The following is a 24,241-nucleotide window of genomic DNA, read 5'->3' on the forward strand; positions in this document are numbered from 1 at the left end:
TGCTTGGTGAGACAGGATTGCATCGGTGTTGTTGGCTGTGTTACCAGCCGCGCGATGATGGAACCGGCACTCAGTGAAGCGTATGCGGCGACGCGGCGGATTACGTACGGGCATTATGAAAATTTCCCGGTCGCGTCGTGGCTCGTGCCGAAGCGCTTGCGGCAGCATGTGTGTAACATTTACGCGTTTGCCCGCACCGCCGACGATTTCGCCGACGAGCCGCTGTTTGCCGGCGAGCGGATGGAACGCTTGGCGACGTGGCGCCAGTGGCTGCTGGCGTGTGCCGCGCGCGCGCATGGGTTGCCGCTGCCGGAGATGGTGGCGCAACGGTCTCCCACCGAGTCCGAACTGCGGATCTTTACTGCGTTGGAGTCTACGTTCCGAGAATGCCAATTGCCGGTGCAACTCTGCGACGACTTGCTGACGGCGTACATGATCGACGTAAAGAAATCGCGCTACGCCACGTTCGGCGAAGTGATGCACTATTGTCGCCACTCCGCCAATCCGGTCGGGCGCTTGATTCTGCACCTGTTCGGTTATGGAAACGAATCATGGATGCGGCTCTCCGATCAGATCTGTACCGCGCTGCAATTGGCGAATTTTTGGCAAGACGTGGCGATCGACTTGCAAAAAGATCGTATCTATCTGCCGCAGGACGAGATGCGGCAATACGGTGTGACCGACGCGGATCTGGCGGCGCATCGCGATTCGCCGGCCGTGCGCGCATTGATCCGCTTCCAAGTCGAACGCACGCGCCAACTCTTCACGGCCGGCCGGGACTTGTGCACGTTGGCGCCGCACCCACGGCTGCGTTGGGAGCTGAAACTCACGTGGCTCGGCGGGATGCGGATCCTGGAGCGGATCGAACAGCAGGGATGCAATCCCTTCCGTCGGCCGCAATTGCGCGCCACCGATTGGGCCCGCCTCGCGTGGCGCGCATGGCGGTGGTAGATTGTTCTAGGTTCGGAGTTTTGGAATCATGGCGTGGATTGACAATTCGATGGGTGCCTGCCAGATCTCATCCCCTATGCAAGCGGCGGAGCAATATTGCCAACGGATCGTGCAAGGCGCGGGGTCCAATTTTGCTGCGGCGTTTCGGTTCCTCGATCGCCCGCAACGGCGCGCGATGCGGGCACTGTACGCCTTTTGTCGCGTGGTGGATGACGTTGTCGATAGCGACTTCGACGCCGCGGCGAAACGCGAACAGATTGCCGCGTGGCGCGACCACTTGGCCCCGGCGGTGTGGGCGCAGTCGGACCATCCGCTGCTGGTGGAACTGCGCGAGAGCGTCGCGGCGTTCGATATCCCAATGCAATATCTCCGCGACTTAGTCGACGGCGTCGCGCGCGACATTGCGCCCGCGCCGTATCCCGATTGGGCGGCGTTGGAACAGTACTGTTATGGCGTGGCCGGCACGGTCGGCCTCTCGTGTCTGCGCATCTTCCGCGTGCCGGAATCCGAGACCACGCGGACGGCCGGACTCGCATTAGCCAACGCGTTTCAATTGACGAATATCCTCCGCGATGTCCGTAGCGACGGTGCGATCGGACGCGTCTATTTGCCGGAGTCGGAATTGCGGGCGTGCGGCGTCACGGCCGCGGAACTGTGTGCCGCGAGCACGCCGGCCGCGGACGATCCGCGGCTGCGCATGCTCATCACGCGCGGCGGGGAACGGGCCGAGGCGTATTTCGCGGACGCGTGGCGCGGATTTCCCCGCACCGAGGCGGAGCGGTTGCGGTCGGCGCTGCTGATGTCCGATTATTATTATGCCATCTTGCAACGGATTCGCGCCCACCCGGAGCGGGTGTGGACACGGCGCGTCCGACTGACCACAGGGACAAAATTGTGGCTCTTCCTCAGGCGATCATTCTCGGCGGCGGCGTGGCCGGCCTCGCCGCCGCTGTCGAACTGACCGAACGCGGCTGGCCGGTCACATTGCTGGAACAACGCTCGTTTTGTGGCGGGCGCGCCTATTCCTTTCGCGAACCGGTTACCGGCGACGTGATCGACAACGGCCAACATGTGATGATGGGGTGTTACCGCGCGACGTTCCGCTATTTATCCCAAATCGGCGCTGCGGACGGCGTGACGATCGAACCACGATTGACCGTGTGGTTTGCGGCCGCGGATGGTGTGCTGCATGCGCTCGATTGTCCGGCATGGTCGGCGCCGTGGCATCTCGTCGCGGGATTGGCGCGGTTGCGCGGTTTTGGACTCGGCAATCTCTGGCGCTTGCGTAAAGGACTGCGGCAACTGCGCGAGTACGATACCGCCGCGTACGCGATGCTGGATCAATGGAGCGTCGCGGAGTGGTTGGCCCAGTTGGGACAAGATGCGCGTGCCAGCGCGGCGTTATGGACCCCATTGACGTTAGCCGTGATGAATGAAATTCCGGAACGCGCGTCGGCAGCGGCGTTTACGCGCATGTTGCATGAAGGCACGCTTCATCAAGATGTCCCGCTGGGACTCGCCGTGCCGCGCCGCAGTCTCAGTGCATTGTTGGTCGATCCGGCCGTCGCCACGATTCAGGCTCGCGGTGCGGAGGTGCGCTGCTCGACTGTCGTCGAGCAACTCGTGCTGGACGGCACGCGGGTGCGGAGTGTGCGGTGTCGCAACGGCGCGACGTTGGAAGGCGATGTGATCATCAGCACGCTGCCGCCGCGCGAGTTGCAGCGGTTGCTCGCCGCCAGTGGTGTCAGCGGCGATCCCTACTTGGCCCCGTTGCAGGGTTGGGAGTCGGTGCCGATCTGTTCCGTCCATCTGTGGTACGATCGCCCGGTGTTGCCGCAGCCGATGGTGGGCTTGCTCGAGGCCCCATTCCACTGGGCATTCGACACGGCGCGGCTCCGAGCCACGACAGATTACAGCGGTCCACGTGGGCACTGGTGTGTGGCGTTGGTGAGTAGCGCGTGCCGGGACTTGGTTGCCGCGTCGCGGACTGAAGTCGTCGCTGCGGCGGACGCGGTCATGCAACGCCACTTCCCGTTGGCGCGCGAGGCGAAAGTCCAGCATGTGCAAATGACGAAGGAACTCCACGCAACAGTCGCCGTGACAAAAGGCAGCGCGGCGCGGCGGCTCCCCACCGTCACGCCGTGGTCGAATCTGTTCCTGGCCGGCGATTGGACGCAGACGGAGCTCCCCGCGACGATCGAAGGCGCGATTCGCAGCGGAGTGGCTGCCGCTGCGGCCGCAATGCAGCCGGCCCAGCCGGTGGATCTGCCGACGCCGATGAATTTAGTGTATTCGCGCGGATGAATCTTGTAAGTACACGCCCCTCATGACCACACGTCGCACCAAAATTGTCTCCACGATCGGCCCCGCGTCGTCCAAACCGGAGGTGTTGCGTCGTTTGATTACGGCCGGCATTGACGTCGCGCGCGTGAATTTGTCGCACGGGACGCACGCGCATCATCGATTGTGGATCCGCCAACTCCGCCAGTTAGCGCGCGCGGCCGAACGCTCGGTCGCCGTCTTGTTCGACCTCCAAGGACCGAAAATGCGGGTTGGGCGCTTGAAGGGGAGCGGACCGGTCGCGTTGGAACGGGGGCGACCGTTTTGCATTACGACCCGTACCGTGACCGGAGATGACCGATTAGTTTCCACGACGTACACGCATCTCCCGGAAGACGTGAAGCGCGGCGACACGATCCTGCTCGACGACGGGCGCATTCAACTCGAAGTCGCCAAAATCGCGCAGACTGAAGTACATTGTGTCGTCACCGCAGGCGGCCTGCTTGGCGAACACAAGGGGATCAACCTCCCCGGCGTGGCGCTGAGTGCGCCGGCGTTGACCGCAAAAGATTTGGAAGACGCGCGCTTTGCGATCGAAGAGGGGGCGGATTATTTCGCACTGTCGTTTGTGCGTTCGGCCAAAGACGTACGGCAGTTGCGCCAATGGCTCAAACGCCATTCCTTGGAAACGCCGATCATTGCGAAGATCGAGCGGGCCGAGGCGTTGGAACGGCTCGACGAGATTTTGACCGAGGCCGACGGTGTCATGGTCGCGCGTGGCGATCTGGGTGTCGAACTCTCGCTCGCGCGCGTGCCGATCTTGCAGAAGACGATCATCGAACAGGCGAATCGCGCCGGGAAGTTAGTCATTACCGCCACCCAAATGTTGGAGTCGATGGTGGAAAATCCGGTCCCGACGCGGGCCGAAGCGACCGACATCGCCAATGCGATCTTTGACCATACCGACGCCGTGATGCTCTCCGGCGAAACCGCAGCCGGCCGGTATCCGGTCGAGGCGGTGCGGACGATGCATCAAATCATCATGGAGGCCGAGCATTCCGCCTATATGCGTCCGCCGGTCTTTGCCGAACACACGCCGCTCGGCTCTTCGGTGACGTTGGGCGTGGTCGAGGCCGCGGCCCAAGCGGCGCGCGATCCACGCGTGAAGGCGCTAATGGTCTTCACGATGAGTGGCACGACCGTGCAAGCACTGTGCAAACGGCGACCGAACAAGCCGATCTACGCGCTGACCGCCCACCCGCAAGTGGTGCGGCGCATGGCGCTGTGTTGGGGAGTCATTCCCGTGCTCACGCGCGTCGGCCATACCACCGACCGAATGATCGAATATGGCGAACGGATCCTGTTACGGCGTGGAGATTTAAAGAAGGGCGACTTGGTGATCGTCGTGGCCGGGACCACGCGGTTAAAGGGCGCCACGAATATGATGAAGTTTCTCGTGATCTAATGAACGCCATCCCCCATCTGGTCGTCCGTGCTCCGTGCGATTGCGCGGAGAGTCTCTATCCCGTCCTGTATCGCTGGGGCTATGCGGGGCTGATCGAATGCGACGCCGCGCATGGACTGTTGTGGCAGGTGTTCTTGGCGCCGGACGCGGACGCGGCGGCATTGCGCGATTGTTTAGCAGAGTGCATCGCCGTGGATCCGAAGCGCATCAACGGTGAAGTCGCGACCTTGCCGGTAGAGGATTGGGCCGCGCGTTGGAAGGAACATTTTCAACCGCTGACCATTGCCCCGGGGCTGGTCGTCGTGGCCGAAGGCGTGCCGTATGTGGCACGGACTGGGGAGCGAATCATTGCGATTACTGCGGGGATGGCGTTTGGGACCGGACAACACGCCACGACGCAGCTGATGGCGCGTGCGATTGCGGCCGATGCCCCGCAACGCCGCTGGCAGCGCATGCTGGATGTCGGCACCGGCACCGGGATCTTGGCCTTTGTCGCGGCCGTCTGCGGCGTGCCGTGTGTCAATGCCGTCGATACCGATCCGGAGGCCGTGCGGGTGGCACGCGGCGGAGCGGCAGCGAACGGTCTCGCGGAACGCGTTGCGTTTTATGACACCATCGAGGCGACGCCCGGCCCCTACGATGCAATTGTTGCGAATATCTTGCTCGAACCCCTCTGCGAATTGGCGCCTGCGTTCCGCGACCGTCTCGTGCCCGGCGGCGATTGCTATTTGAGCGGCGTGTTGGCGGAACAGCTCCCGATCTTGCAGCGACGTTTCGAAACCGTTGGTTTCCGTACGGTGAAAACAACGGCGCAAGAAGAGTGGGCGGCGTTACAAGTCCGGAGATAGTCTAGAGCGCCCGTTCGATCACAACACATCCATAAATGCGGAGACGGAGAAGACGGCGTGCCCGGGGCCGGGAGCGCCGTAGCCGGGGGGCAGTGGGAGGCCGTATTGTCGGAACGTGTCGCGGTACAGTTGTAACAATTTTACATAATATTCGAGCGGCGGCGGTTCGGGATTGGCGGCGTACAGCGCCGTGTTCGGCTCTACACACCAGACCGTGAAGCGGGGGCAAATGCCGCGCGACATGAACCACTGCAAGCCCTCGCCGGTGGAGCGGAGCGCTTCCTCGATGGTCGCAAAACCGTGCGGGCGGGCGAGCTCCACGCCGGCCACGAAGTTCGGGATCACGTGTGCCGGACCGAACACGTCGGCGGCGTCGACGATGCGGCGGTGCCACAGATCGCGACCGATATACTGCGCTTTACCTGGGCAAAGTAGATTGAAGAGTCGGTCGTCCCACACTTCGTAATTCGGATGATAGATTTGATAGCCTGCCGCTTTGAGCCGCCGCACGTCCGCGAGTGGCAAGGCTTGGGTGACGACCTTGCCAATCCAACGGCCGGGAAATTGGGCTTCAATCGCTTCCGCGTAGCGGGCGTAGAATGCGGCTTCATCGAGGTCGTGGAGTCGATCCGTGATGCTCCCGCCGGTGACCGTATAGGCGTGCGTCTCGCGCGCGGTGTCGAGCGTATCGATGCGCGCCAGCGCTTCGCAGACGGCGGTGGGATCTTTGACGCCGGTGTACGCGCGGCCGGTCGCGCGCTGTTGTCGGTAATTTTCGTTGATGTCGCAAAATTGGCACTCGCTTTCCGTGCCCCAATATTGGCAGAGTCGGAACGCAGTAATGTAAATGAGATACCCCCATTCAAGCGTCGGCGCGAGATCGGTGATGGGTTTCCCGCTACTGAGCGTTTGGCCATAATACGGCGGCGCGGCGGGCAACGCGACGTTGCACAAGGCGGTGCCGTCGCATTGCAGTACGAGCCGATCATCGACCACGGTCACACGATACGGCGAGTCAGGATGAAGGCGCACGGAGACGATAGTGCGGCGCAATCCCCACGGCCCATCGCACAGCGCAATCTCTTCCGGCGCCTGCGTTCGCTCGGCAAGCGTCAACTCCTCCTGTTTGCGGCGATCGAACGAAAAAATGAAATACGATTTCGGTTTGGCCGCCGCACCACGCGCCAATGCCTCCGGTGTGAAGGCCAGCCCAAGCCGTAGCAAGTCGGTCTTCAGGATCGCTTCGCGCGGCAAGTCAGCATATTGCGTACAGAGGGTCTCGAGGATCGCTAACGTACTCATGTCCGCTGCTTAGCCTGCTGCGGGAAGATCCGTCAAACATTCATCGGCGAGCCAAACAGCTGACGCATCGCCATATTCGCCTCCGAAACATCCGAATGGGGACAGGTACCTTCAAACCAGCGCCAACACTGCATTTGAAGGTACCTGTCCCCACTCAAATGAAGTTAGCGGGTGGGGCGGCGTTGGCGGAGGGTGGCATGGAGCATCGTGCCGAGGAGGGCGAGGGCGCTTGCGGTGCGCAGCCCTAGGGCGACCGGATGTTCGTGGGGGGACAGTCCCACGCGCAGCGGCACGCCGCCTATTCCATAAAGGAGGTCGGTGAGTAAGCCGAAGCCGACGGCGGCGACGGCGATGGTGAGCAGATAGACGCCGACGCTGCGCCAGCCGAGCATCTTGGCCACGACCGGGAGCGCTGTGATGTTGGTCGCCGGGCCGGCGAGCAAGAAGACGAGCGCGACGCCTGGACTCATCCCCTTCATGATCAGCGCGGCGGCGATGGGTGTGGAGGCGGCGGCGCAGATGTAGAGCGGGATGCCGACGGCCAACATCACGAGCATCGCCGGGAGTCCGTGTCCCAAATATGTTTCAATGAATGTCGTCGGGATGACGTGCGCAATGACGCCGCCGAGCCCGATGCCGAGCAGGAAGGTCGGCGTGATATCGGCCAAGAGTTCGACGAAGGCGTAATGGAAGCCGATGCGGAGGCGGGCGAGTGGAGAGCCGGGTGATGTTGAGGACGCAGCATGGGGCGTCGGCAATGCGTGGTGCGATGGTCCGGCGTCCGCATGACAACAGGCCGCTGTGGCGGTGTGGTTTCCGGACGGAGCACCGCTGTCATGATTCAGCACCACTTCCAACGCGCCGGCAACAAAGGCCGTGGTAAAGGCTGCGACGGGCCGAATCGCGGCCATCAGCGGATCGATCAGCGCATACGTGACCGCGATCGAGTCGACGCCGGTCTCCGGCGTGGAAATGAGAAACGCAAGCGTGGCCCCCTTCGATGCACCGTCTTTGCGCAGGCCCATCGCCGCAGGCAATACGCCGCAGGAGCAGAGTGGAAGCGGAATGCCGGCCAATGCGGCATAGAGGACGGAGCGGAAATTGCGCTGGCCGAGATAGCGCGCGATCGTTTCGCGGCGGACAAACGCATGCAGCAACGCCGCAACAACCAGGCCGAGCAGGATATAGATCCCGGCGCTGACTAGTAATTCCCAGGCCGCGCCGGCAATGCCGAAAAAGTGAGTCGTGAATGTGGTCATATTCTTATGGATGCATATGTACAGGCACAGGTACGGCGATCGAGAAACGGTGGACCAGCAATGCACCGAAGTGCCCCGTGATGCCGACCAACAACATCAGCGCAACGGTGCCCCAGAGCAGGACGCGTGTCCAGCGGGTATTGGCAGCGCGATCGGCGCAGCGACGTCCGATGGTCAGCAGCACGGCGACGATGGCCGTGACGATGCCGAGCGTCTCGTGCCATTCCATCACGGTGTGAATGACGCCGTCATGACGGTGCGGAATGGACGATTCAAAGTAGAGTCCGCTGCCCACGGCCGCGAGCGCAGTGACGGCTCCGGCATCGAGTAGCCACGTCAGAGTTCGTGATGGTGCGAATGATCGCCGGACCAATTGCCAACCCGCGATGCCGCCGGCACCGAACAGAAATGCAGCTGGAAAGTGGACGAAGAGCGGATGGAGTGGCGGCAGCCACCATAGAACTGTGGGCCAAGTGAGCAGTGGTGTTGCGGGTTCCATGGCACCTCCCCGATGGCTATAGGGGACCTCGAATAATACCCCATCTGCGTTGTTACCCGGCCCGCCGCGATCCGCACGTACAACCGAGGACGCGCCGGGCGCGGCGGGCCGGGCGCCTAGCAGCTGGGGCATTCTTCAAGGTCCCCGACAACTTGAATCATAAGAAATACCCTACGCCGTGGCGCGGGGCAATGCGCGCCGCCGCCATAAGAAATAAATGGCCGGATAGACCAGCAACTCCAACAGAAACGAGGTGAACAGTCCGCCCGCCATCGGCGCCGCAACGCGCTTCATCACTTCTGCGCCGGTCCCGGTGGCCCACATCATCGGCATCAAGCCTAAGAACGTCGTCGCCACGGTCATGATCTTCGGACGAATTCGGCGCACGGCGCCGTGGAAGATCGCTTCGCGCAACTCATCTTCGTTGCGCAGTTGTCCTTCCGCTTGCGCCTGGTCGTGGGCGAGGTCGAGATACAGCAGCATGAAGATGCCCGTTTCCGCGTCGAGACCGAGCAGCGCGATAAGTCCGACCCACACGGCGATGCTGACGTGATAATCGAGTCCCCACAGTAGCCAGATTGCGCCGATCGCGGAAAACGGGACGGCAAGTAGTACCAACGCCGTCTTCGCCAACGACCCGGTGTTGATATAGATGAGGAGAAAGACGATCAGCAGCGTGAGCGGGACGATCGTCACGAGCTTCTCTTTCACCCGTTTCATATATTCATACTGCCCGCTCCACTGCGGCAGGTAACTCGGCGGGACTTGCAGCTGCGCCTTCAGCACGCGATCGGCTTCCGCGAGATATCCGCCGAGATCGCGACCGGTGACGTCGATATGCACGTAGCCCGCGAGTAAACCGTTTTCGTTGCGAATCATGCTGGGGCCGGTTGTGGTGGCCAAATCGGCGATCGCGGTCAGCGGAATCTGTCCGCCGTTTTGAATCGGGACTAAGACGCGACCCAAATCTTGCAAATTGTCGCGCAGTTCGCGCGGATAGCGGACGCTGATCGGATAGCGCGCGCGCCCTTCGATCGTGCGGCCGATGTTTTCGCCGCCGATCGCGGAGGTGATCACGGCGTTGGCGTCTTCAACCGAGAGCCCGTAACGGGCCAGTTCTTCGCGTTTTAACGTGATGTCCAAGAAGTAGCCGCTGGTCGTGCGTTCAAAATACGCGCTCCGCGTGCCGGGGACTTGTTGCAGCAGTTGCTCGATCTGCAATCCGAGTTCTTGAATCACGCCCAAATCTTTGCCCAGAATCTTGATCCCGAGCGGCGTGCGGAATCCGGTGGAGAGCATGTCGATCCGCGTCTTGATCGGCATCGTCCACGCGTTGGTGGTGCCGGGAAATTGCATGGCATGATCGAAACGTTGTTCCAACTCGCGGGTCCAATGCACGCCGTGTTTCAGTTGAATCACGGTCTCCACCATCGAGAGCGGCGCGGGGTCGGTTGCAGTGTCGGCGCGGCCCGCCTTGCCGTGGACCGTCGCGACTTCCGGAAATCCCGCCAAGATGCGATCTTGATTTTGGAGTAGACGTTCCATCTCGCTCGATGCCACGCCAGGGAGCGTGGTCGGCATATACAGCACGCTCCCTTCATCGAGCGCCGGCATGAATTCCGTTCCGAGGCCGAAGAAGAAGAGACCAAGACTGGGGATGACGAGAGCAATCGCGAGCACGACAACCTTCACCGGATGCCGCAGCACCCAATGCGCGGCGGGGGTGTACCACCGTTGTAGCCAACGGCTGACCGGATGATCCGTTTCCGGGTGAATGCGGCCGATCAGGAAGCGATTCACGAAGTGCGTCAGGCGTTGCGAACGGAGTCGCACGGGGCGAGTTCGTATGATCAGCGTGATCAGTGCGGGCACCAATGTGATCGTCAGGATCGAGGCGATCGTCATCGAGAGGTTCTTCGTGAATGCGAGCGGCTTGAACAAGCGCCCTTCCTGGGCCTCGAGGGCGAAGATCGGCATGAACGACACTGCGATCACGAGCAACGAAAAGAAACTGGAGCGACCGACTTCTTTCACTGCGGTCAACAAGACTTCGCCAAGCGGCGGTCCGCTGGCTTCGCTCCATTGTTCGAGTTTTTTGTGCACGTTCTCGATCACGACGATCGAGGAATCGACTAACGCCCCGATCGCGACCGCAATGCCGCCGAGCGACATGATATTCGCGGAGAGCCCCATCAGTTGGAACGGGATGAACGAGAGCAACACCGCGACCGGAATGGTCACGATCGGGAGCAGCGCGCTGGGGAGATGCCACAGAAACAGCAGCAAGACGCCGCTGACGATCAGGAGTTCTTGCCAGAGTTCGTGCGTGAGTGTGCCGACGGCGCGTTCGATCAAGTCGGAGCGATCATACGTTGTCACCAGTTTTACGCCGGCGGGAAGCGTTGGTTCGATCGTGGCGAGCAATGCCTTCACGCGGTCGATCACAGCCAATGCATTTTCGCCCCAGCGCATCACGACAATGCCGCCGACCGTGTCGCCTCGTCCGTTGAAGTCGGCGATCCCGCGGCGGATGTCGGGGCCGAGTGTCACGGTGCCGAGGTTGCGGATCAGCAGCGGAGTGCCGTTCTTGTCGACGCCGACCGCGATTTGGCCGATCTCTGCGGCTGAACGCAAATAGCCGCGTCCGCGGACCATATATTCCGTGCCGCCGAACTCGACGAGCCGCGCTCCGACGTCTTGATTATTCTTGCGGATCGCCTCGACGACTTGCGTGATCGAGATGCCATACGCCAACAACGCATTGGGCTGGACTTGGACTTGGTATTGCTGCACGAAGCCGCCAATCGTGGCCACTTCCGCCACGCCCGGCACGGCTTGCAACAGATAGCGCAAGTGCCAGTCTTGCAGACTCCGCAGTTCCGCTAAGTCGTGGCTGCCGCTTTCATCGACTAACGCATATTGAAAGACCCAGCCGACGCCGGTCGCGTCGGGGCCGAGTTGGGTTTCTACGCCGCGCGGGAGTTGGGGGAGGATCTTGGAGAGATATTCCAGCACGCGGCTTCGGGCCCAATACAGATCCACGTCGTCTTCGAAAATCACGTAGACGAACGAGGCGCCGTAATCGGAGACGCCGCGGATCGTTTTCACCTTCGGGGCGCCGAGCAGCGCGGTAATGATCGGATACGTGACTTGATCCTCGACGATGTCGGGGCTTTGGTCCCAACGCGAGAGGACGATGACTTGTTTGTCGGAGAGGTCGGGGATCGCGTCGAGCGGGACTTGCCGTAACGTCTGGACGCCGAGCATTACGGCGCCCGCCGTGAGCAGGATCACTAAGAAGCGGTTACGGGCGCAGTAATCAATGAGTGCGTTGATCATAAGGGCCGTGGCCGGTGACTCGTGGCTGGTGGCTGGTGACTGGGGATCGGACCATGTGAATCCCATTGCCCAGCCACCAGCCGCCAGTCACCAGTCACTGCATTTCTAATGCGCATGTTGCACCGCACTGCCGAGGCCCGCCTTCAATGAACTTTCCGAGTTTACGAGGAACGCGGCGCGGGCGACGACAGTTTCGCCTTCCGTGAGTCCGCCGGTGACCACAACACCGGCATCGACTTGGGCGCCGGTCGTAATCTCGCGCGGGGTGAACAGGTCGCCCGCCGATTGCACGAGCACGACTTTGCGTTTGCCGGTGTCGATTAACGATTCCAACGGAATCACGAGTTGCTCTCCGAGCGGCACGATGATCTCCGTGTTGACGAATGTGTCGGGCCGTAACACGCCGCCGGCGCCGGTCACTTCGATGCGGGCCCGTGCGGTGCGCGTTTGCGGATCGACGATCGGGTCGAGGGAGCGCACGATGCCTTGAAACGGATCGCCGGTCCCTTGCGCGGTGATCGTGACTGCCGTCCCGATCGCGACGAGCGGGAGTTCATGTTCGAACAGTGGCGCATAGACCCATACCGAACCTCCAGCGTGGGGCAGGAAGAGGCCGACTTCTTCGCGGCGCTGTTTGCGCAGTCGCGTGAGTTCGCCGTCGCTGACACCCATATGGCGCAGATGCAGCGTGGCGGCCTCGATCAACGAGCGATCGCCGAGTCGCAACGCCTCGACAAATTCACGTTGTGCGACCATCAGCTCCGGGTCGAAGGCGACCCGTCCGACGGTGCGGATATGGCGCGTAGCCGGCATGCGGGACACGACAATGGTCCGCATGCCGATGCTCTGTTGGCGCTCCACAGGAATCCGCACGGCGCCGCTCGTGCTCGGTGGTGGCGTGGGCGATTCCGTGCCGTGTCCTTGATGTTCATTAGATGGAGTCGCCGGCACTGGGGCGTGTCCCTCGTGGGCGTCCGGTGGGGGCGCGGCCTCTAACGGAACCAGACGCATCCCGCAGATCGGGCAATCGCCCGGTTGATCGGCGCGAATGCCCGGATGCATCGGACAGGTGTAGACCGTCGGCGCAGCGGTGCCGTGGTGTGGCGATGGAGACGAAGGAGAGAGCCAATCCGGGAGGCGGTCGAACTTCCACGCCGCGCCCCACGCGAGGCCGAGCACGAGGAGTATTCCCCAGAACCATGGAGTACTTCGTCGGCGGTTCATGGGTTTTCTCCAGTAAAACCGAGCAACCGTTCCAGTTCGGCGCGCAGTTGTTCATATTCAGTGACGGCCTGTCGGTAGGTGAGTTGATATTCGCGTTGTTGGCGAATCGCGTCGATTAGTGAGACGAATTCCGTTTTTTGACTTTGGTACGCGGTTTCCGCGGACCGCACGACCGCTTCCGCCCGCGGCATGACGTCGCGCGAATAGCGACCCGCCACGGTGCGCGCGGCCTGCATCCGTTCGTAGAGCTGCAACGCCTCGCTGCGGAGTCGCAATGCCGTGTCTTCGCGTTCGTGGACGGAGGCCCGCCACAGCGCTTCGGCCTCATGGACTTGGGCGCGATGTTTACCGAAGTAAAGCGGAATGCTGAGGCCGAGATTGGCGGAGACGGTCCCTTCTCCGCGCCGCATGTAATTCGCACTCGCGCGCAGATCGGGGCCATAACCGGCTCGGGCCACCGCCACGCCCGATTTCGTTTCTCCGACTTGGGCCTCGGCCTTGCGCAATTGCGGCGGTCGGTCGCCTTCGATCCGAGCAATCACGTCGGCGCGTGACCAACGAAACGGGACCAGACCCTTCGGCGCGACCAATGAGAACGCGGTGCCGGGTCGGAGCGCCAATAAATAGGTAAGTCGTGCGACGACGGCGGCCCGGTCGCGGGTCAGCTCGATGCTGCGCGCGCCGCGCGCGGCCGCTTCGCTCCCGGCCTTCAGCGGATCGCCGAATAGCGCTTCGCCGGTCGCGTAGCGGGTCTCCGCGACGGCAGTGTAATGTTCCAACAGCTGTTGCAGGCTCCGCTCCAGCCCGAGTTGCTGATCGAGAAACAGGAGTTGGAAGAACGCGATTTGGACCTCCGCGCGGAGGTCGCTGGCGGTCATACTGGCCTCAGCGGCTTGGCGGTCGGCCGCATGCCTGGCCTGTTGGCGCTGGTGGCGGAGCTTCCACGGAAACGGGATGCTTTGGCTGACGCCGAAGCCGGTGCCTTCCATGTCGATATCGCCGCGTTCGATCAGCATCGCCTCGATCATTGGGTCTTCCAACGTGCCGGCTTGCTTGATCCGCGCTCGTGCTGCCGTGGTTTGTTCGCGTGCTGCGGCGAGCTTCGGATGTTCATGGAGCGCGCGTTGAATGGCGGCGTCGAGCGTGAAACGCTGTGATGGCGCGGCGTGGGCGGGAAGTCGTAAGAGGATGCCGATGCTGAGGGCGGCGATTGAGATGATTCGTAGTCGAGCACGCATAGCGACTCTCTAGCGCAGGAAACGATCGAGTGTTTCAATCAGTTCGTTAATTTTCGGGTCACCTTTACGGGCCTGAATGGCTTCCGTGAGGCAAGTGCGCATATGTTGCTGCATCACGAGCAATGCGGCCTGTTCCAACGCGCGCCGGGCCGCGTGCAGTTGCGTGATGATGTCGATGCAATATTGCCCTTCGTCCACCATTTGGGCGATGCCGCGGATCTGGCCTTCAATCCGTTTCAATCGGGTGCTGACTTGCGTCTTGGTCGCGTGATCGAGCATATGCTGGGTACTGGTATAGGGTATATACCTGGGCGGGGTATGATGTCAAGAGGGGTGACTGGTGACTAGTGACTAGTGGCTAGTGACTGGAGATTCGGACCATGTGAGTCCCGTTGCCCAGCCACCAGCCGCGATATTACCCATTATCTGCGAGCGGCGGAGTAGAGGCGAGGACTTCGCGGCGGAATTCGCTGCGGTGATTTGGGACGATCCCAGACTCGATTGATTCGAGCGTCAGGTCGACGATCAGCATCGCTCGGCGGACTTCCTCGCGGGACGCGCGTGCGAAATCAAATTGCTCGAGTTGATGGAGCGCCGACGTGACCGGTTCCTGCGAGACGCGGAGTAGGCGGAATTCTTGGAGCAGGATGTCGCTCTCCCGCAACGTGCGGCAGAACGCGCGGAAGGTGTCGGCCTTACTGTCGTAATTCCGTCCGTAGCGGTCCACGAAATGGGCAAAGTAATGACCGAGGACTGAGTTGGCGGAGACGAATTTCGTGACCGGCGCATACGACGTGGCGGCGCGCGTCGTCGAAGAGAGGCCCAGGCTCAATAGCGTTAAACCGATAACCAGGGCGTATTTTACTCTCCGCATTGTCAGTGCCTCCTGCGTAATTATTTAGCAAGGGCTATGCCACGGCCTGCCGGGAGTATCGCCCGACGGAGCAAAAAAATACTTCATGAATTCAAAATGTTAATTGGTTGTAATTCTTGACGTTCTGCGGCGCAATTGATCGACTGGGGTCAGTAGCTACCACAAATAGGAAAAATTGGGTGATAATACACTCCATGTAACTCGACAGGAAATATCGACCTGGCGCACCTGTTATTGGTCCCGTAACGCCAGTCAGTGATTCCACACGGGGGGCCAGGGGCGCCGACTGGGAGGCGCAGGGTACGCGGTCGACTCGCCATCGAGGCGAGTCGCCGCTCACCCTCGCCGTTTTCGTCGTAAGGTCACGCAAGGAGAAAACGGCTCCGAGAGCCCCTACGCCCCCCAGTCGGCGCCCCTGGCCGTGGTTGGCCATGAGCGGATTCAGTGGATTTGTATTGCGTTCCAAGTGGGCTGGGATGCAGGCTGCTGGGCGAAGATACGGATGATCGCAGAGCGAAGCCTTAGCCGAATTACGATACGATATGCGATGAGATGTGCGTATAGCCGAATAAAGTGGAGGATATATGTTTGACTTCATATCGTTCTTGAATAGCTACCCTCTTTGGGTACGTGGCCTTGTCGGTGCTGTGGTTGTTCAAATCGCTGTTATTGTCATCGCATGTATCTATCTCCCGCGCACGGAATCAAGGCCGGCGCATGATCCAATCATCGTGGCGATTCAGTCTGCGATAGAGTCGCTAACAGCGCGTCCCAATCAATTTCAACTCACCGTGATGAATGCCGGTATTGTCGGCACCGGTGGCGGCACTGGTGTCAGTGCCGACGCGCACGGAGGTGCAGCGAATTCTGTCACGATCGGTGCGATTGGGATAGCCGACGGGAACGGAATCGAGATTATGGAAGTCGCTGCCAATGAACGTCTTACGCAGGAGGCGGGGCAGGCGGTCAAGCTGCTCGAACAGATTCGAGACGCATTGACCAGTGCCTCAGTGCAGAAACCACAGGTCGAGACCCTACTCTCTCGATTCGCTCAGAGTTCTGTTGCTCCTGTACTCAAAGACATCATCATCGCTTTGGTGAAGAATACATTGGCACTCTAACACCAATCTTCAGATTGACCAAAAGATCTCCCAGAAGGGGAGCGCGGGGGGCCTGCGGGCGAGTCTGAGCGAGGGAGCGCTATGGGGTTGAAGCCCGACCGAGCGAGGTCTCAGTGAGCCGAGCGCCGTAACGCGAGGCGAACGGCCCGCAGGTCCCCCGTGCTCCCCTTCTGGGGCCGTGGCTCTCAATTGCAGTTGTAATGCCCTATCTACACATACTGGACTTTGAGGACTTCGAAGAGGCGGGTGCCGCGGGGGGTTTGGACTTGGACTTCGTCGCCCGATTCTTTGCCGATCAGCGCGCGGGCGATCGGCGATTCGACGGAGATGCGGCCGTTTTGAATGTCGACTTCGTAAATGCCGACGATTTGATATTGGCTCGTTTCGGCGCTGTCGAGGTCGCGCAACGTGACGCGGGCGCCGAACGCGACTCGGTCTTGCGTCAGCGTGGCCGGGTCGATGACTTGCGCGTTGGCCAATGCGCGTTCCATATCGCTGATCTGTTTTGTTAATTGCTGGTGGCGCTCCTTCGCGATGTCGTATTCGGCGTTTTCGGAGAGATCTCCGTGGCTGCGGGCCTCTTCGAGCGCGCGGATCGCTTCGGAGAGGTCGGTCGTCTTCAACCGCTTCAGCAATTCCTGTAACTGCCGTTGCCCCTGCGGTGTCATTGGGACTTTATTATTCATCGCACGGGTGGTGTAACTGAGCCGACGTGGGAGGTCAATGGATTCGGAGAATAAGTGCTTGAGTGGGTGAGTGCGTAAGTGCTTTAAGTAGGGGAGGAGGCGATAGGGAACGATGGGCGCGATTATTCAACAATGTGCCGTTGGGCCGATGGCGAATTTTTCTTATGTGTTGGGCGATCCGGCAACGCGCTGCGGGGCGGTGATCGATCCGGGCTGGGAGGCCGAGACGTTAGTCGCGGCGGTGCAGGCGGCGGGACTCAAGCTGCACGCGGTGTTGCTGACGCATAACCATTTTGACCATATCGGTGCGTTGGAAGAGCTCTGCATGTTGGCGAAGCCGAGCGTCGTGTATGTCCATGCGGCGGATGCGGCTGGGTTGCCGGCACTGACCACGCCGGTGCAGACTACACGCGATGGCGAAGTCCTGACGCTTGGCGCGTTGCGCGTCGAGTGTCTGCATACTCCGGGGCATACGCCCGGCGGTCAGTGTTTTCTGGTCGGTGGCGACTGCTTTACTGGCGATACGCTGTTCGTGGATGGTTGCGGGCGAGTCGATCTGCCGGGATCGGATCCGGAGCAGATGTATCATTCATTACGCCGTTTGGCGGCGCTTGAGCGCGAGACGGTCATTTATGCCGGCCACGATTATGGCTCGGCGCCGACGAGTACGATCGGGGCGCAGCAGACGACGAATCCCTATTTGCGGGCGGCAAATCGGGAGGAATTTTTCCGTTTCCGCTTGGGATAGGAGCGCGACCAAATCATGCAACCACTGTTGGAAGCGTTGAACGATCGCATCATTCTGGCCGATGGCGCGATGGGGACACAAATTTACGCCCGTGGCGTCTTCATCAATCGCTGTTTCGATGAACTGAATCTGACGACGCCGGAACTCGTGCGCGCGATCCACGCCGATTATCGCGCGGCCGGGGCGGAGTTGTTGGAGACGAATACGTTCACGGCGAATCGATTGCGGTTGCAGGCGTATGGGTTGGAGTCGAAAGTGCGGGCGATCAACGAGCGCGGTGCGGCGCTGGCCCGCGAGGCCGCGACTGGCGCGGCGTATGTGGCGGGGTCGGTCGGTCCGCTCGGCGTGACGTTGGCACCGCTCGGGCGGATGGCGCGTGACGAGGCGTTGGGTATTTTTGTCGAACAGATGGAAGCGTTGGTGGCCGGCGGCGTCGATTGCATCATATTGGAAACCTTTTTGGCACTCGACGAATTGGAAGTCGCCTATCAGGCGGCGCGGCAGGTCAGTGCGGTGCCGGTGATCGCGCAGCTCTCGTTTCAATTCGGGAGCAATGGCGAAGTGGTCGGCGTTGCGCCGGAAGATGTGGTGCGACGGCTCGAGGCCTGGGGTGCGGATGTGATCGGGACCAATTGCGTGGCCGGGCCGGAGGGCGCGTTGCGTGTGGTGCAGGCGATGCGCGCGGTGAGTCAGGCCAAGTTGTCGGCGATGCCGAACGCGGGTCTGCCGCAAGTGGTGGAAGGGCGCACGATTTATTTGGCGACGCCGGAATACATGGGCGAATACGCGCGGCGGCTGGTGCAGAGCGGCGCGAATTTAGTCGGCGGGTGTTGCGGCACGACGCCGGCCGAGATCGCCGAGATGCGCAAGTTCTTGCAGTCGATCCAGCCGACGCCGCGAGTGATGATCGAAGTGACAGCCGTTGCGGCGCCGCCAGATGTGCAACCGTTGCCGACGGCAGCCAAGAGCGCGTTTGCGGCGGGACTCGGGACCAAGTTTCAAGTGAGTGTGGAAGTCGATCCGCCGCGCGGGCTGGATCCGAAAGCGGTTATTGCGGGAGCGCGGTATTTGCGCGAACACGGCGTCGATGCCGTGAACATCGCCGATGGAGCGCGCGCGATTGCGCGGATGAGTCCGATGGCGTTGGCGCTGATGATCAAAGAACACGTCGGGATCGAGACGATCATCCACTACTGTTGCCGGGATCGGAACTTGCTCGGGATGCAGATGGACTTGATCGGGGCGCACGCGTTGGGACTGCACAATATGTTGATCATCACGGGCGATCCGCCGAAGATGGGGAACTTTCCGCACGCCACCGGCGTGTTCGATGTCGACGCGATCGGGTTGCTCCACTTCGCGCGGATGCTGAATCATGGGCTCGATCTGGGCGGTCGGTCGTTGGGGGCCCCGGCGTCGTTGTTGCTCGGGTGCGGTTGTAATCCCGGCGCGATCAATCTGGATCTGGAAGTGGAGCGATATCGGAAGAAAGTCGCGGCCGGGGCGGAATTCGTTTTTTCTCAGCCGCTCTACGATCCGGCGATGCTGGAGACATTTTTACAGCGCACCGCTGATGTCCCGCCGATCCCGTTTTTTGTCGGCATCTTGCCGCTCGCGTCGTTAAAGAACGCCGAATTTCTGCATAACGAAGTGCCGGGGATGCAGATCCCGGCCGAGATCTTGGAGCGGATGCGCCGCGCGTCGTCGAAAGAGGCGCAACGCCGCGAAGGGATAATGATTGCGCAAGAGGCGCTCGTGGCGGCCAAGCGGCAGCCGCAAGTGCAAGGGGCGTACATTTTCCCGCCGTTCGGCAGTTATGAGGCCGTCGTGGAAGTGCTGCAGGTGTTGTAGCCGACGCGCGTGAAAATATTCCCGCGACTACTTCTGCGGGGTGAGCGTTTCGGTGCCGAGGCCGGTGTCTTTGGGGCCTGCCCAGGTGCCGGTGAGTGTGCCGTCCGCGCCGATCGTGTACGAGACGACGCCGTATCCGGCGGCTCCCCCCGTGCCCCAACCGACCGACAACACATTGCCGCTTTTAATGCCGACGCCGGTGTAGGTCGTGCCGACGCTCCACGCGAGTTGGTACAGGTCGCCTTTTTGCGTGATCGTCACGGTGCCGGTGTAATTTCCTTTGCCGCCGGGGTTCGTGCCCTTCACCGCGTATTTGCCGGCGAGTGCCAACGCGTGCGTACTGGCGAGACTGATGGCCACGAGTGCGAACGTGGCGAAAATGGTGCGGCGCATAGAGCCTCCTGAGTGAAAGTTTCACTCTCCATCGCCGATGAGCCGTTGAGGTGTCAAGATGGAAATGGCGTGCATTGCGCGTCGTGCGAGATCCCGGATTCCATGCGCTGAAGAGCGGACGATCAAGATAGTGGTCATTCGTCACGGCGACAATAACAGGCTGAAATAGAGTTGCTTTTTGTAAGACGCCGCCATGGAGCGATCCTTGCAATCTACTATTTATGAAAATTCAGAACGAGCACGCCTATGCTGACACATATTTTGGCCATCGATGACAATCGAGAATTCCTGACCTATCTCCGCGTGGGACTCCGATCCCAGTGCACGTTGTCGACAGCGGAAAATTTCGACGAGGGTGCGGTGCTGCTGCGTCGCCATCCTGTCGATATCGTGCTGCTCGATATTGCGCTGGGCCAGGAGAACGGGTTGCAACGGATACGGACCATCAAAGAACTGCGGCCGACTGCCGATGTCGTGATCGTCACCGGCCACAAGGATCCGCAGTTGTTGGTCACTGCGGTGCGGCTGGGCGCGGCGGACTACTTGATTAAACCGTTTGCGATCGAAGAAGTGGTCGCCATCCTGGAAAAATTGGCGCCGTATCGGGATATCCGAGAAAAACACGCCGCCTTTTTGGAAGATCTGAACGAGTCGTTTGGCGATCGACTGATCTTGGGACGATCGGCTTTTCTCCTGAGCCAACTGGAGCGGGCGCGCAAACTCAAGGGGCATGGGGCCAACATTTTGATCGAAGGCGAATCCGGCACGGGCAAGGAGCTCTTTGCCCGGTATATCCATCGACTCGACGAGCAACCCGATCGGCCCTTTGTGGCGATTAACTGTGCCGCCATCCCTGAAAATTTGCTCGAATCGGAGTTGTTCGGCCACGAAAAGGGGGCCTTCACAGGGGCCATCGAGCGGAAGATCGGCAAGTTCGAACTCGCGCATCGTGGTGATTTGTTCTTGGACGAGGTCTCGTCGCTCAAAAAAGACCTGCAGGCCAAGATCCTGCGCGCGATTCAAGAACAGGAAATTGTCCGCATTGGGAGCGTCAAATCGATACAAGTGCGCTTCCGCGTTATTGCCGCATGCAATGACGATCTCGAAGCGCTGGTTGAGCAGTCGCGGTTTCGTCGGGATCTGTTCCATCGGTTGCGCGTGATTACCTTACAGATTCCTCCACTCCGGGATCGCCGTGATGACATTCCGATCCTGGCCGCGGCATTTCTCAAGAAATATGCGACGATGCCGGGTTGGACTTTCAACAAGACGGCCATGATGGCGCTGCAACAGTATGCCTGGCCTGGAAACGTGCGCGAGTTGGAAAATTTGATCCAAAGCTTAGTGATCCTGGTGCCGGGCCCCACGATCATGCTCTCCGATTTGCCGGAGTGGATCTTTCACCAGCGTGCAACGGTCAGCAATGGCGCTGCGATCAACCACGAGGGGCCGTTGTCATTGCCCGATACGCCCGGCGAGTGCTTGGCGCTCAAAGAGTTCGTTGCGACGGCCGAGCAGGTCTATGTCGCACGCGCGTTGGAAATTATGAGTGGCGACAAGAGCAAGGCCGCTGCCATCCTCCAAGTCAGCCGCTCTCGACTGTATGAGAAGCTGAAAGATTGGGGCATGACGAGCGGCGGGATAACGTCGTTGACGTAGGGGAGCTAGTGATGAACACGGAACTGACAGAATGCCTTCACGACATGCGAGGCGCGCTGACTGTGGTGTCCGGGTTTCTCCGCTGGCTCGATAGCCGCTTGTTTGCGGCCGATGGCCGTGATTTATATCACGCCTGCCGCATCAGCCTCGAGCGCATGGAAACGCATTTGGAGCGGATGCACGACCTCGCTCACGAAGATCTGGCGACACCGCCACCCCGTGTTGAGGTGGTGAATGGGGCGTTGTGGTTGCATCCCATGCGATGAGAGTGGTCGGAACGGGGTGCGGTGGACGATCGGCGCCTGTGACATTCACCAAGATCGGCTGTGTCGGAGGGAGCTTTCCCGCGCGTGCCATTTCGAGCATCGCGGCGACGGCAGTGGCACTGGCATAGCAGGCCTCGATGCCTTCATATTCCCAAAGTCGCAAGCGGGCTTCACGAATCGCGGCATCATCGACCGCAAGAATGCCGCCGTTCGTGTCGAGCGCAAGCTGGTGGATGTAGGGATATGTTCGGCGTGGATTGCCCCGCAGAATGGCGGTCGCCAACCCTTGCGGATTCTCGATCACATGGTGGGGTTGTATCCGATCGTACCCTTCGTGAAAGGCGGTTGCCATGGGCGCACATCGGGTTTGTTGTACGGCGAAGAAGCGAGGCAGCGTGTCCCATGCCCGCAACACCGCGTACTCGAGCGCCCCCTTGTACGCGCCGAGTAATCCCATGCCACTGCTCACCGCTTGAAACACGGCATAGGGAGGCGTTTTGATGGCGTCGAATGCCTCCAAATACGCGAGCTTCAGGCCTTCGCGTCGGGCGGGGTTGAAAAAGCCGCCTTCATAGACGATGTCTCGGTTGCGGGTAAACGCCACCGCCGCGTTTCCGGCCTGCACAAAATCGGTATCGACCACATACGTCGTGATGCACGGATGGTCCGCATAGTTCAGTCGCGGGAGGAAATAGCGTGCCACGAAGAGGTGAGCATGGAAACCGGTTTGCAGCTGCACGCCTCGGGCGTACGCGGTGGAGATGTTGCCGGAGGAGGCCAACGCGAAGGTCCGAATACCGAACTGACGCAGATAGGCGAGCCCCAGCGAGACGACGCGATCTTTTGTCGTGCGCGTGGGATTGGTGGTTTCATCTTTGAGATAGAGCCGGCGGAGTCCTACGGATCGGCCCAACGCCCGTGCATGGAGACAGGGGGTATTTCCGTCTCCCAGCCATACCAGATCGTTGCGGTGGGCTAACGGCAGGAGATCCCAGAAGCGCTCGATCGGATTGCCGCGGCGGTGTTGCCGCACCCGAGTCAGATCATAAAAAACGTCGATGGCTCCGCCACAGGTGAGGCATCGGGTTATGAATTGTGCCGTGTAGGGTTGTTTGCAGACGACACAGCGATAATCCACGCACTTCTCCCCGCGACGTGCGGATCGTGGGGTCACTATTAATTCCCGATAGTGCCAGCTGCGGCCCATAGATACTCCGCTCGGTCCGGGACTCGTCTTACTTTTCCAACACGGCGAAGGCCCCAAAGGCCATTTTGCCGTGGATCTTGAAGCCGGCGTTGGCCCGTTCCGTCACTTTGACCGTTCGTGAGACCACGGGGGTTCGCCGGAGCTGGACATCGGCGTCAGATCCCTTCGGTAGTGTCAGATTGATCGTGCCTGCTGCCGCCTCAAAATTCACGGCGCCGGGATTGGGCAAGCGACTCCATTCCAAATTGACCTGGCCGGTGGCGAGTTCGATCTCGGTGCGTGGTGAACGGACGATCCCGTGGACCAATCCCGCGCCCACTTCCAGACGCACGTCGCCGTCGAGATTGCGCAACGTCAGTTCGCCCGCCGCGACTCCGGCGCGTAATTTGAATTGGCGCGGCATTGTCACGTCCATATCGACGGCGCAGTCTTCGCCGGACGCGTGGGTGACAATACGGAACGTGGATCCGGCGTTGATGAACTGCGGATTGCAGCGTGCGCTGCCCTGCCGGCGCGTATAGGTCACGGTGATTTTTTTATTGTCGGTGCCGGTAATCGTAGTGCGGCCTTCTTCTTGGGCTATGCGCAGGGTGTCGAATCCACTTGCGGCGACTTCGTGCCGGTTCGATGCGGCGTCGGTTGGGGGCGCGGCCGGGATAAGGCGTTGTACGGCGGTCGCCACGGCGGCGATAGTCGGGCTACCCATAGAACCTCCTTGTGGTGGTTGTGGCCATGGATTGGCCAATAGTGGTGACGTGCACAACAGCGTGAGGAGCGCGAGGCTTCCCAGATAGTGTAGTGCTCTCGATCGTTGCGGCATGTGGCCTCCCGTGTCTCGTTGGTTGCGATGCGTTAATTAAGCAATGCGTGTGCCACGGTCATGGTGGGCGAAAGCGAACGAGGTGCGTGGGTTTTTCGGTGCGTCTCATGTTGCTGGTCGGTGCGCAGTGTCCATTTTTTCAGACAATCATTCCGAGCCTTCGGAATGCGCTGGAAAGATCGTCGTGCGATTCACCCGACTGGCACCATGT

Annotated in this window: 21 protein-coding genes; 9 read left to right on the forward strand and 12 right to left on the reverse strand. The window is 60.9% G+C overall.

Going from position 1 to position 24,241, the window contains the following annotated elements; genetic code table 11:
• Positions 1 to 99: 99 nt before the first annotated feature.
• The 5 genes from hpnC (at position 100) to HY696_05015 (ending at position 5,544) form a co-directional block, all read left to right on the forward strand.
• Positions 100 to 951 carry a squalene synthase HpnC gene (hpnC, locus tag HY696_04995; GenBank protein ID MBI4237760.1) on the forward strand — a complete coding sequence of 284 codons (852 nt, stop codon included), beginning with the start codon at positions 100 to 102 and terminating at the stop codon, positions 949 to 951.
• A 76-nt stretch (positions 952 to 1,027) separates the two neighbouring features.
• Entirely contained in the window at positions 1,028 to 1,912 is an 885-nt protein-coding gene (locus tag HY696_05000) for a phytoene/squalene synthase family protein (GenBank protein MBI4237761.1), read from the forward strand.
• Positions 1,846 to 3,255, forward strand: coding sequence for an FAD-dependent oxidoreductase (locus HY696_05005; protein MBI4237762.1), 1,410 nt, complete (start codon positions 1,846 to 1,848; stop codon positions 3,253 to 3,255). Before HY696_05000 ends, HY696_05005 begins: the two co-directional genes overlap by 67 nt.
• Before the next feature lie 22 nt (positions 3,256 to 3,277).
• Entirely contained in the window at positions 3,278 to 4,696 is a 1,419-nt protein-coding gene (gene pyk / locus HY696_05010; protein MBI4237763.1) for a pyruvate kinase, read from the forward strand.
• The gene (locus HY696_05015) at positions 4,696 to 5,544 is read left to right on the forward strand and encodes a 50S ribosomal protein L11 methyltransferase (protein ID MBI4237764.1); all 849 of its coding nucleotides are present in this window, start codon (positions 4,696 to 4,698) and stop codon (positions 5,542 to 5,544) included. The genes pyk and HY696_05015 overlap by 1 nt, the downstream gene beginning before the upstream one ends.
• Before the next feature lie 18 nt (positions 5,545 to 5,562).
• Here HY696_05015 and HY696_05020 read toward each other — a convergent pair whose 3' ends face one another.
• From HY696_05020 to HY696_05055, 8 genes are all read right to left on the reverse strand, one after another.
• Positions 5,563 to 6,846, reverse strand: coding sequence for a radical SAM protein (locus HY696_05020; protein ID MBI4237765.1), 1,284 nt, complete (start codon positions 6,844 to 6,846; stop codon positions 5,563 to 5,565).
• Between the two features lie 164 nt (positions 6,847 to 7,010).
• Positions 7,011 to 8,105 carry an SO_0444 family Cu/Zn efflux transporter gene (locus tag HY696_05025; protein MBI4237766.1) on the reverse strand — a complete coding sequence of 365 codons (1,095 nt, stop codon included), beginning with the start codon at positions 8,103 to 8,105 and terminating at the stop codon, positions 7,011 to 7,013.
• A gap of 4 nt (positions 8,106 to 8,109) precedes the next feature.
• Positions 8,110 to 8,604 (reverse strand): DUF2231 domain-containing protein, encoded by a 495-nt coding sequence (locus tag HY696_05030; protein MBI4237767.1) that lies wholly within the window; start codon positions 8,602 to 8,604, stop codon positions 8,110 to 8,112.
• Positions 8,605 to 8,775: 171 nt separating this feature from the next.
• Positions 8,776 to 11,943 (reverse strand): efflux RND transporter permease subunit, encoded by a 3,168-nt coding sequence (locus HY696_05035; protein MBI4237768.1) that lies wholly within the window; start codon positions 11,941 to 11,943, stop codon positions 8,776 to 8,778.
• Positions 11,944 to 12,048: 105 nt separating this feature from the next.
• Positions 12,049 to 13,167 carry an efflux RND transporter periplasmic adaptor subunit gene (locus HY696_05040; protein ID MBI4237769.1) on the reverse strand — a complete coding sequence of 373 codons (1,119 nt, stop codon included), beginning with the start codon at positions 13,165 to 13,167 and terminating at the stop codon, positions 12,049 to 12,051.
• Positions 13,164 to 14,405: a TolC family protein gene (locus HY696_05045; GenBank protein MBI4237770.1), complete on the reverse strand. Its 1,242-nt coding sequence runs from the start codon at positions 14,403 to 14,405 to the stop codon at positions 13,164 to 13,166. Before HY696_05045 ends, HY696_05040 begins: the two co-directional genes overlap by 4 nt.
• Positions 14,406 to 14,414: 9 nt before the next feature.
• Positions 14,415 to 14,684 (reverse strand): metal-sensitive transcriptional regulator, encoded by a 270-nt coding sequence (locus tag HY696_05050; protein MBI4237771.1) that lies wholly within the window; start codon positions 14,682 to 14,684, stop codon positions 14,415 to 14,417.
• Positions 14,685 to 14,820: 136 nt separating this feature from the next.
• Positions 14,821 to 15,279 (reverse strand): hypothetical protein, encoded by a 459-nt coding sequence (locus tag HY696_05055; protein ID MBI4237772.1) that lies wholly within the window; start codon positions 15,277 to 15,279, stop codon positions 14,821 to 14,823.
• 584 nt (positions 15,280 to 15,863) lie between these two features.
• Between HY696_05055 and HY696_05060 the strand changes: the two genes are divergently transcribed.
• The gene (locus HY696_05060) at positions 15,864 to 16,400 is read left to right on the forward strand and encodes a hypothetical protein (GenBank protein ID MBI4237773.1); all 537 of its coding nucleotides are present in this window, start codon (positions 15,864 to 15,866) and stop codon (positions 16,398 to 16,400) included.
• A 209-nt stretch (positions 16,401 to 16,609) separates the two neighbouring features.
• On the opposite strand, the gene greA is transcribed toward HY696_05060, so the two are convergent.
• Positions 16,610 to 17,086 carry a transcription elongation factor GreA gene (gene greA, locus HY696_05065; protein MBI4237774.1) on the reverse strand — a complete coding sequence of 159 codons (477 nt, stop codon included), beginning with the start codon at positions 17,084 to 17,086 and terminating at the stop codon, positions 16,610 to 16,612.
• A 112-nt stretch (positions 17,087 to 17,198) separates the two neighbouring features.
• Here greA and HY696_05070 point away from each other — a divergent pair, with 112 nt between their 5' ends.
• Positions 17,199 to 17,834 carry an MBL fold metallo-hydrolase gene (locus HY696_05070; GenBank protein ID MBI4237775.1) on the forward strand — a complete coding sequence of 212 codons (636 nt, stop codon included), beginning with the start codon at positions 17,199 to 17,201 and terminating at the stop codon, positions 17,832 to 17,834.
• A 15-nt stretch (positions 17,835 to 17,849) separates the two neighbouring features.
• The gene (locus HY696_05075; protein MBI4237776.1) at positions 17,850 to 19,685 is read left to right on the forward strand and encodes a bifunctional homocysteine S-methyltransferase/methylenetetrahydrofolate reductase; all 1,836 of its coding nucleotides are present in this window, start codon (positions 17,850 to 17,852) and stop codon (positions 19,683 to 19,685) included.
• A gap of 27 nt (positions 19,686 to 19,712) precedes the next feature.
• Here HY696_05075 and HY696_05080 read toward each other — a convergent pair whose 3' ends face one another.
• Complete coding sequence (locus tag HY696_05080) at positions 19,713 to 20,078, reverse strand: fibronectin-binding protein (protein ID MBI4237777.1); 366 nt, start codon at positions 20,076 to 20,078, stop codon at positions 19,713 to 19,715.
• A gap of 246 nt (positions 20,079 to 20,324) precedes the next feature.
• Between HY696_05080 and HY696_05085 the strand changes: the two genes are divergently transcribed.
• On the forward strand, positions 20,325 to 21,737 hold the full coding sequence (locus HY696_05085; GenBank protein ID MBI4237778.1) for a sigma-54-dependent Fis family transcriptional regulator: 1,413 nt from the start codon (positions 20,325 to 20,327) through the stop codon (positions 21,735 to 21,737).
• A gap of 141 nt (positions 21,738 to 21,878) precedes the next feature.
• On the opposite strand, the gene HY696_05090 is transcribed toward HY696_05085, so the two are convergent.
• A complete protein-coding gene (locus HY696_05090; protein MBI4237779.1) occupies positions 21,879 to 23,210 on the reverse strand; it encodes a pyridoxal-phosphate dependent enzyme in 1,332 nt (443 codons plus the stop codon).
• Between the two features lie 28 nt (positions 23,211 to 23,238).
• Positions 23,239 to 23,916 carry a hypothetical protein gene (locus tag HY696_05095; GenBank protein ID MBI4237780.1) on the reverse strand — a complete coding sequence of 226 codons (678 nt, stop codon included), beginning with the start codon at positions 23,914 to 23,916 and terminating at the stop codon, positions 23,239 to 23,241.
• Between the last annotated feature and the right edge of the window lie 325 nt (positions 23,917 to 24,241).

This window comes from Deltaproteobacteria bacterium (assembly GCA_016210045.1).
GTDB lineage: Bacteria > UBA10199 > UBA10199.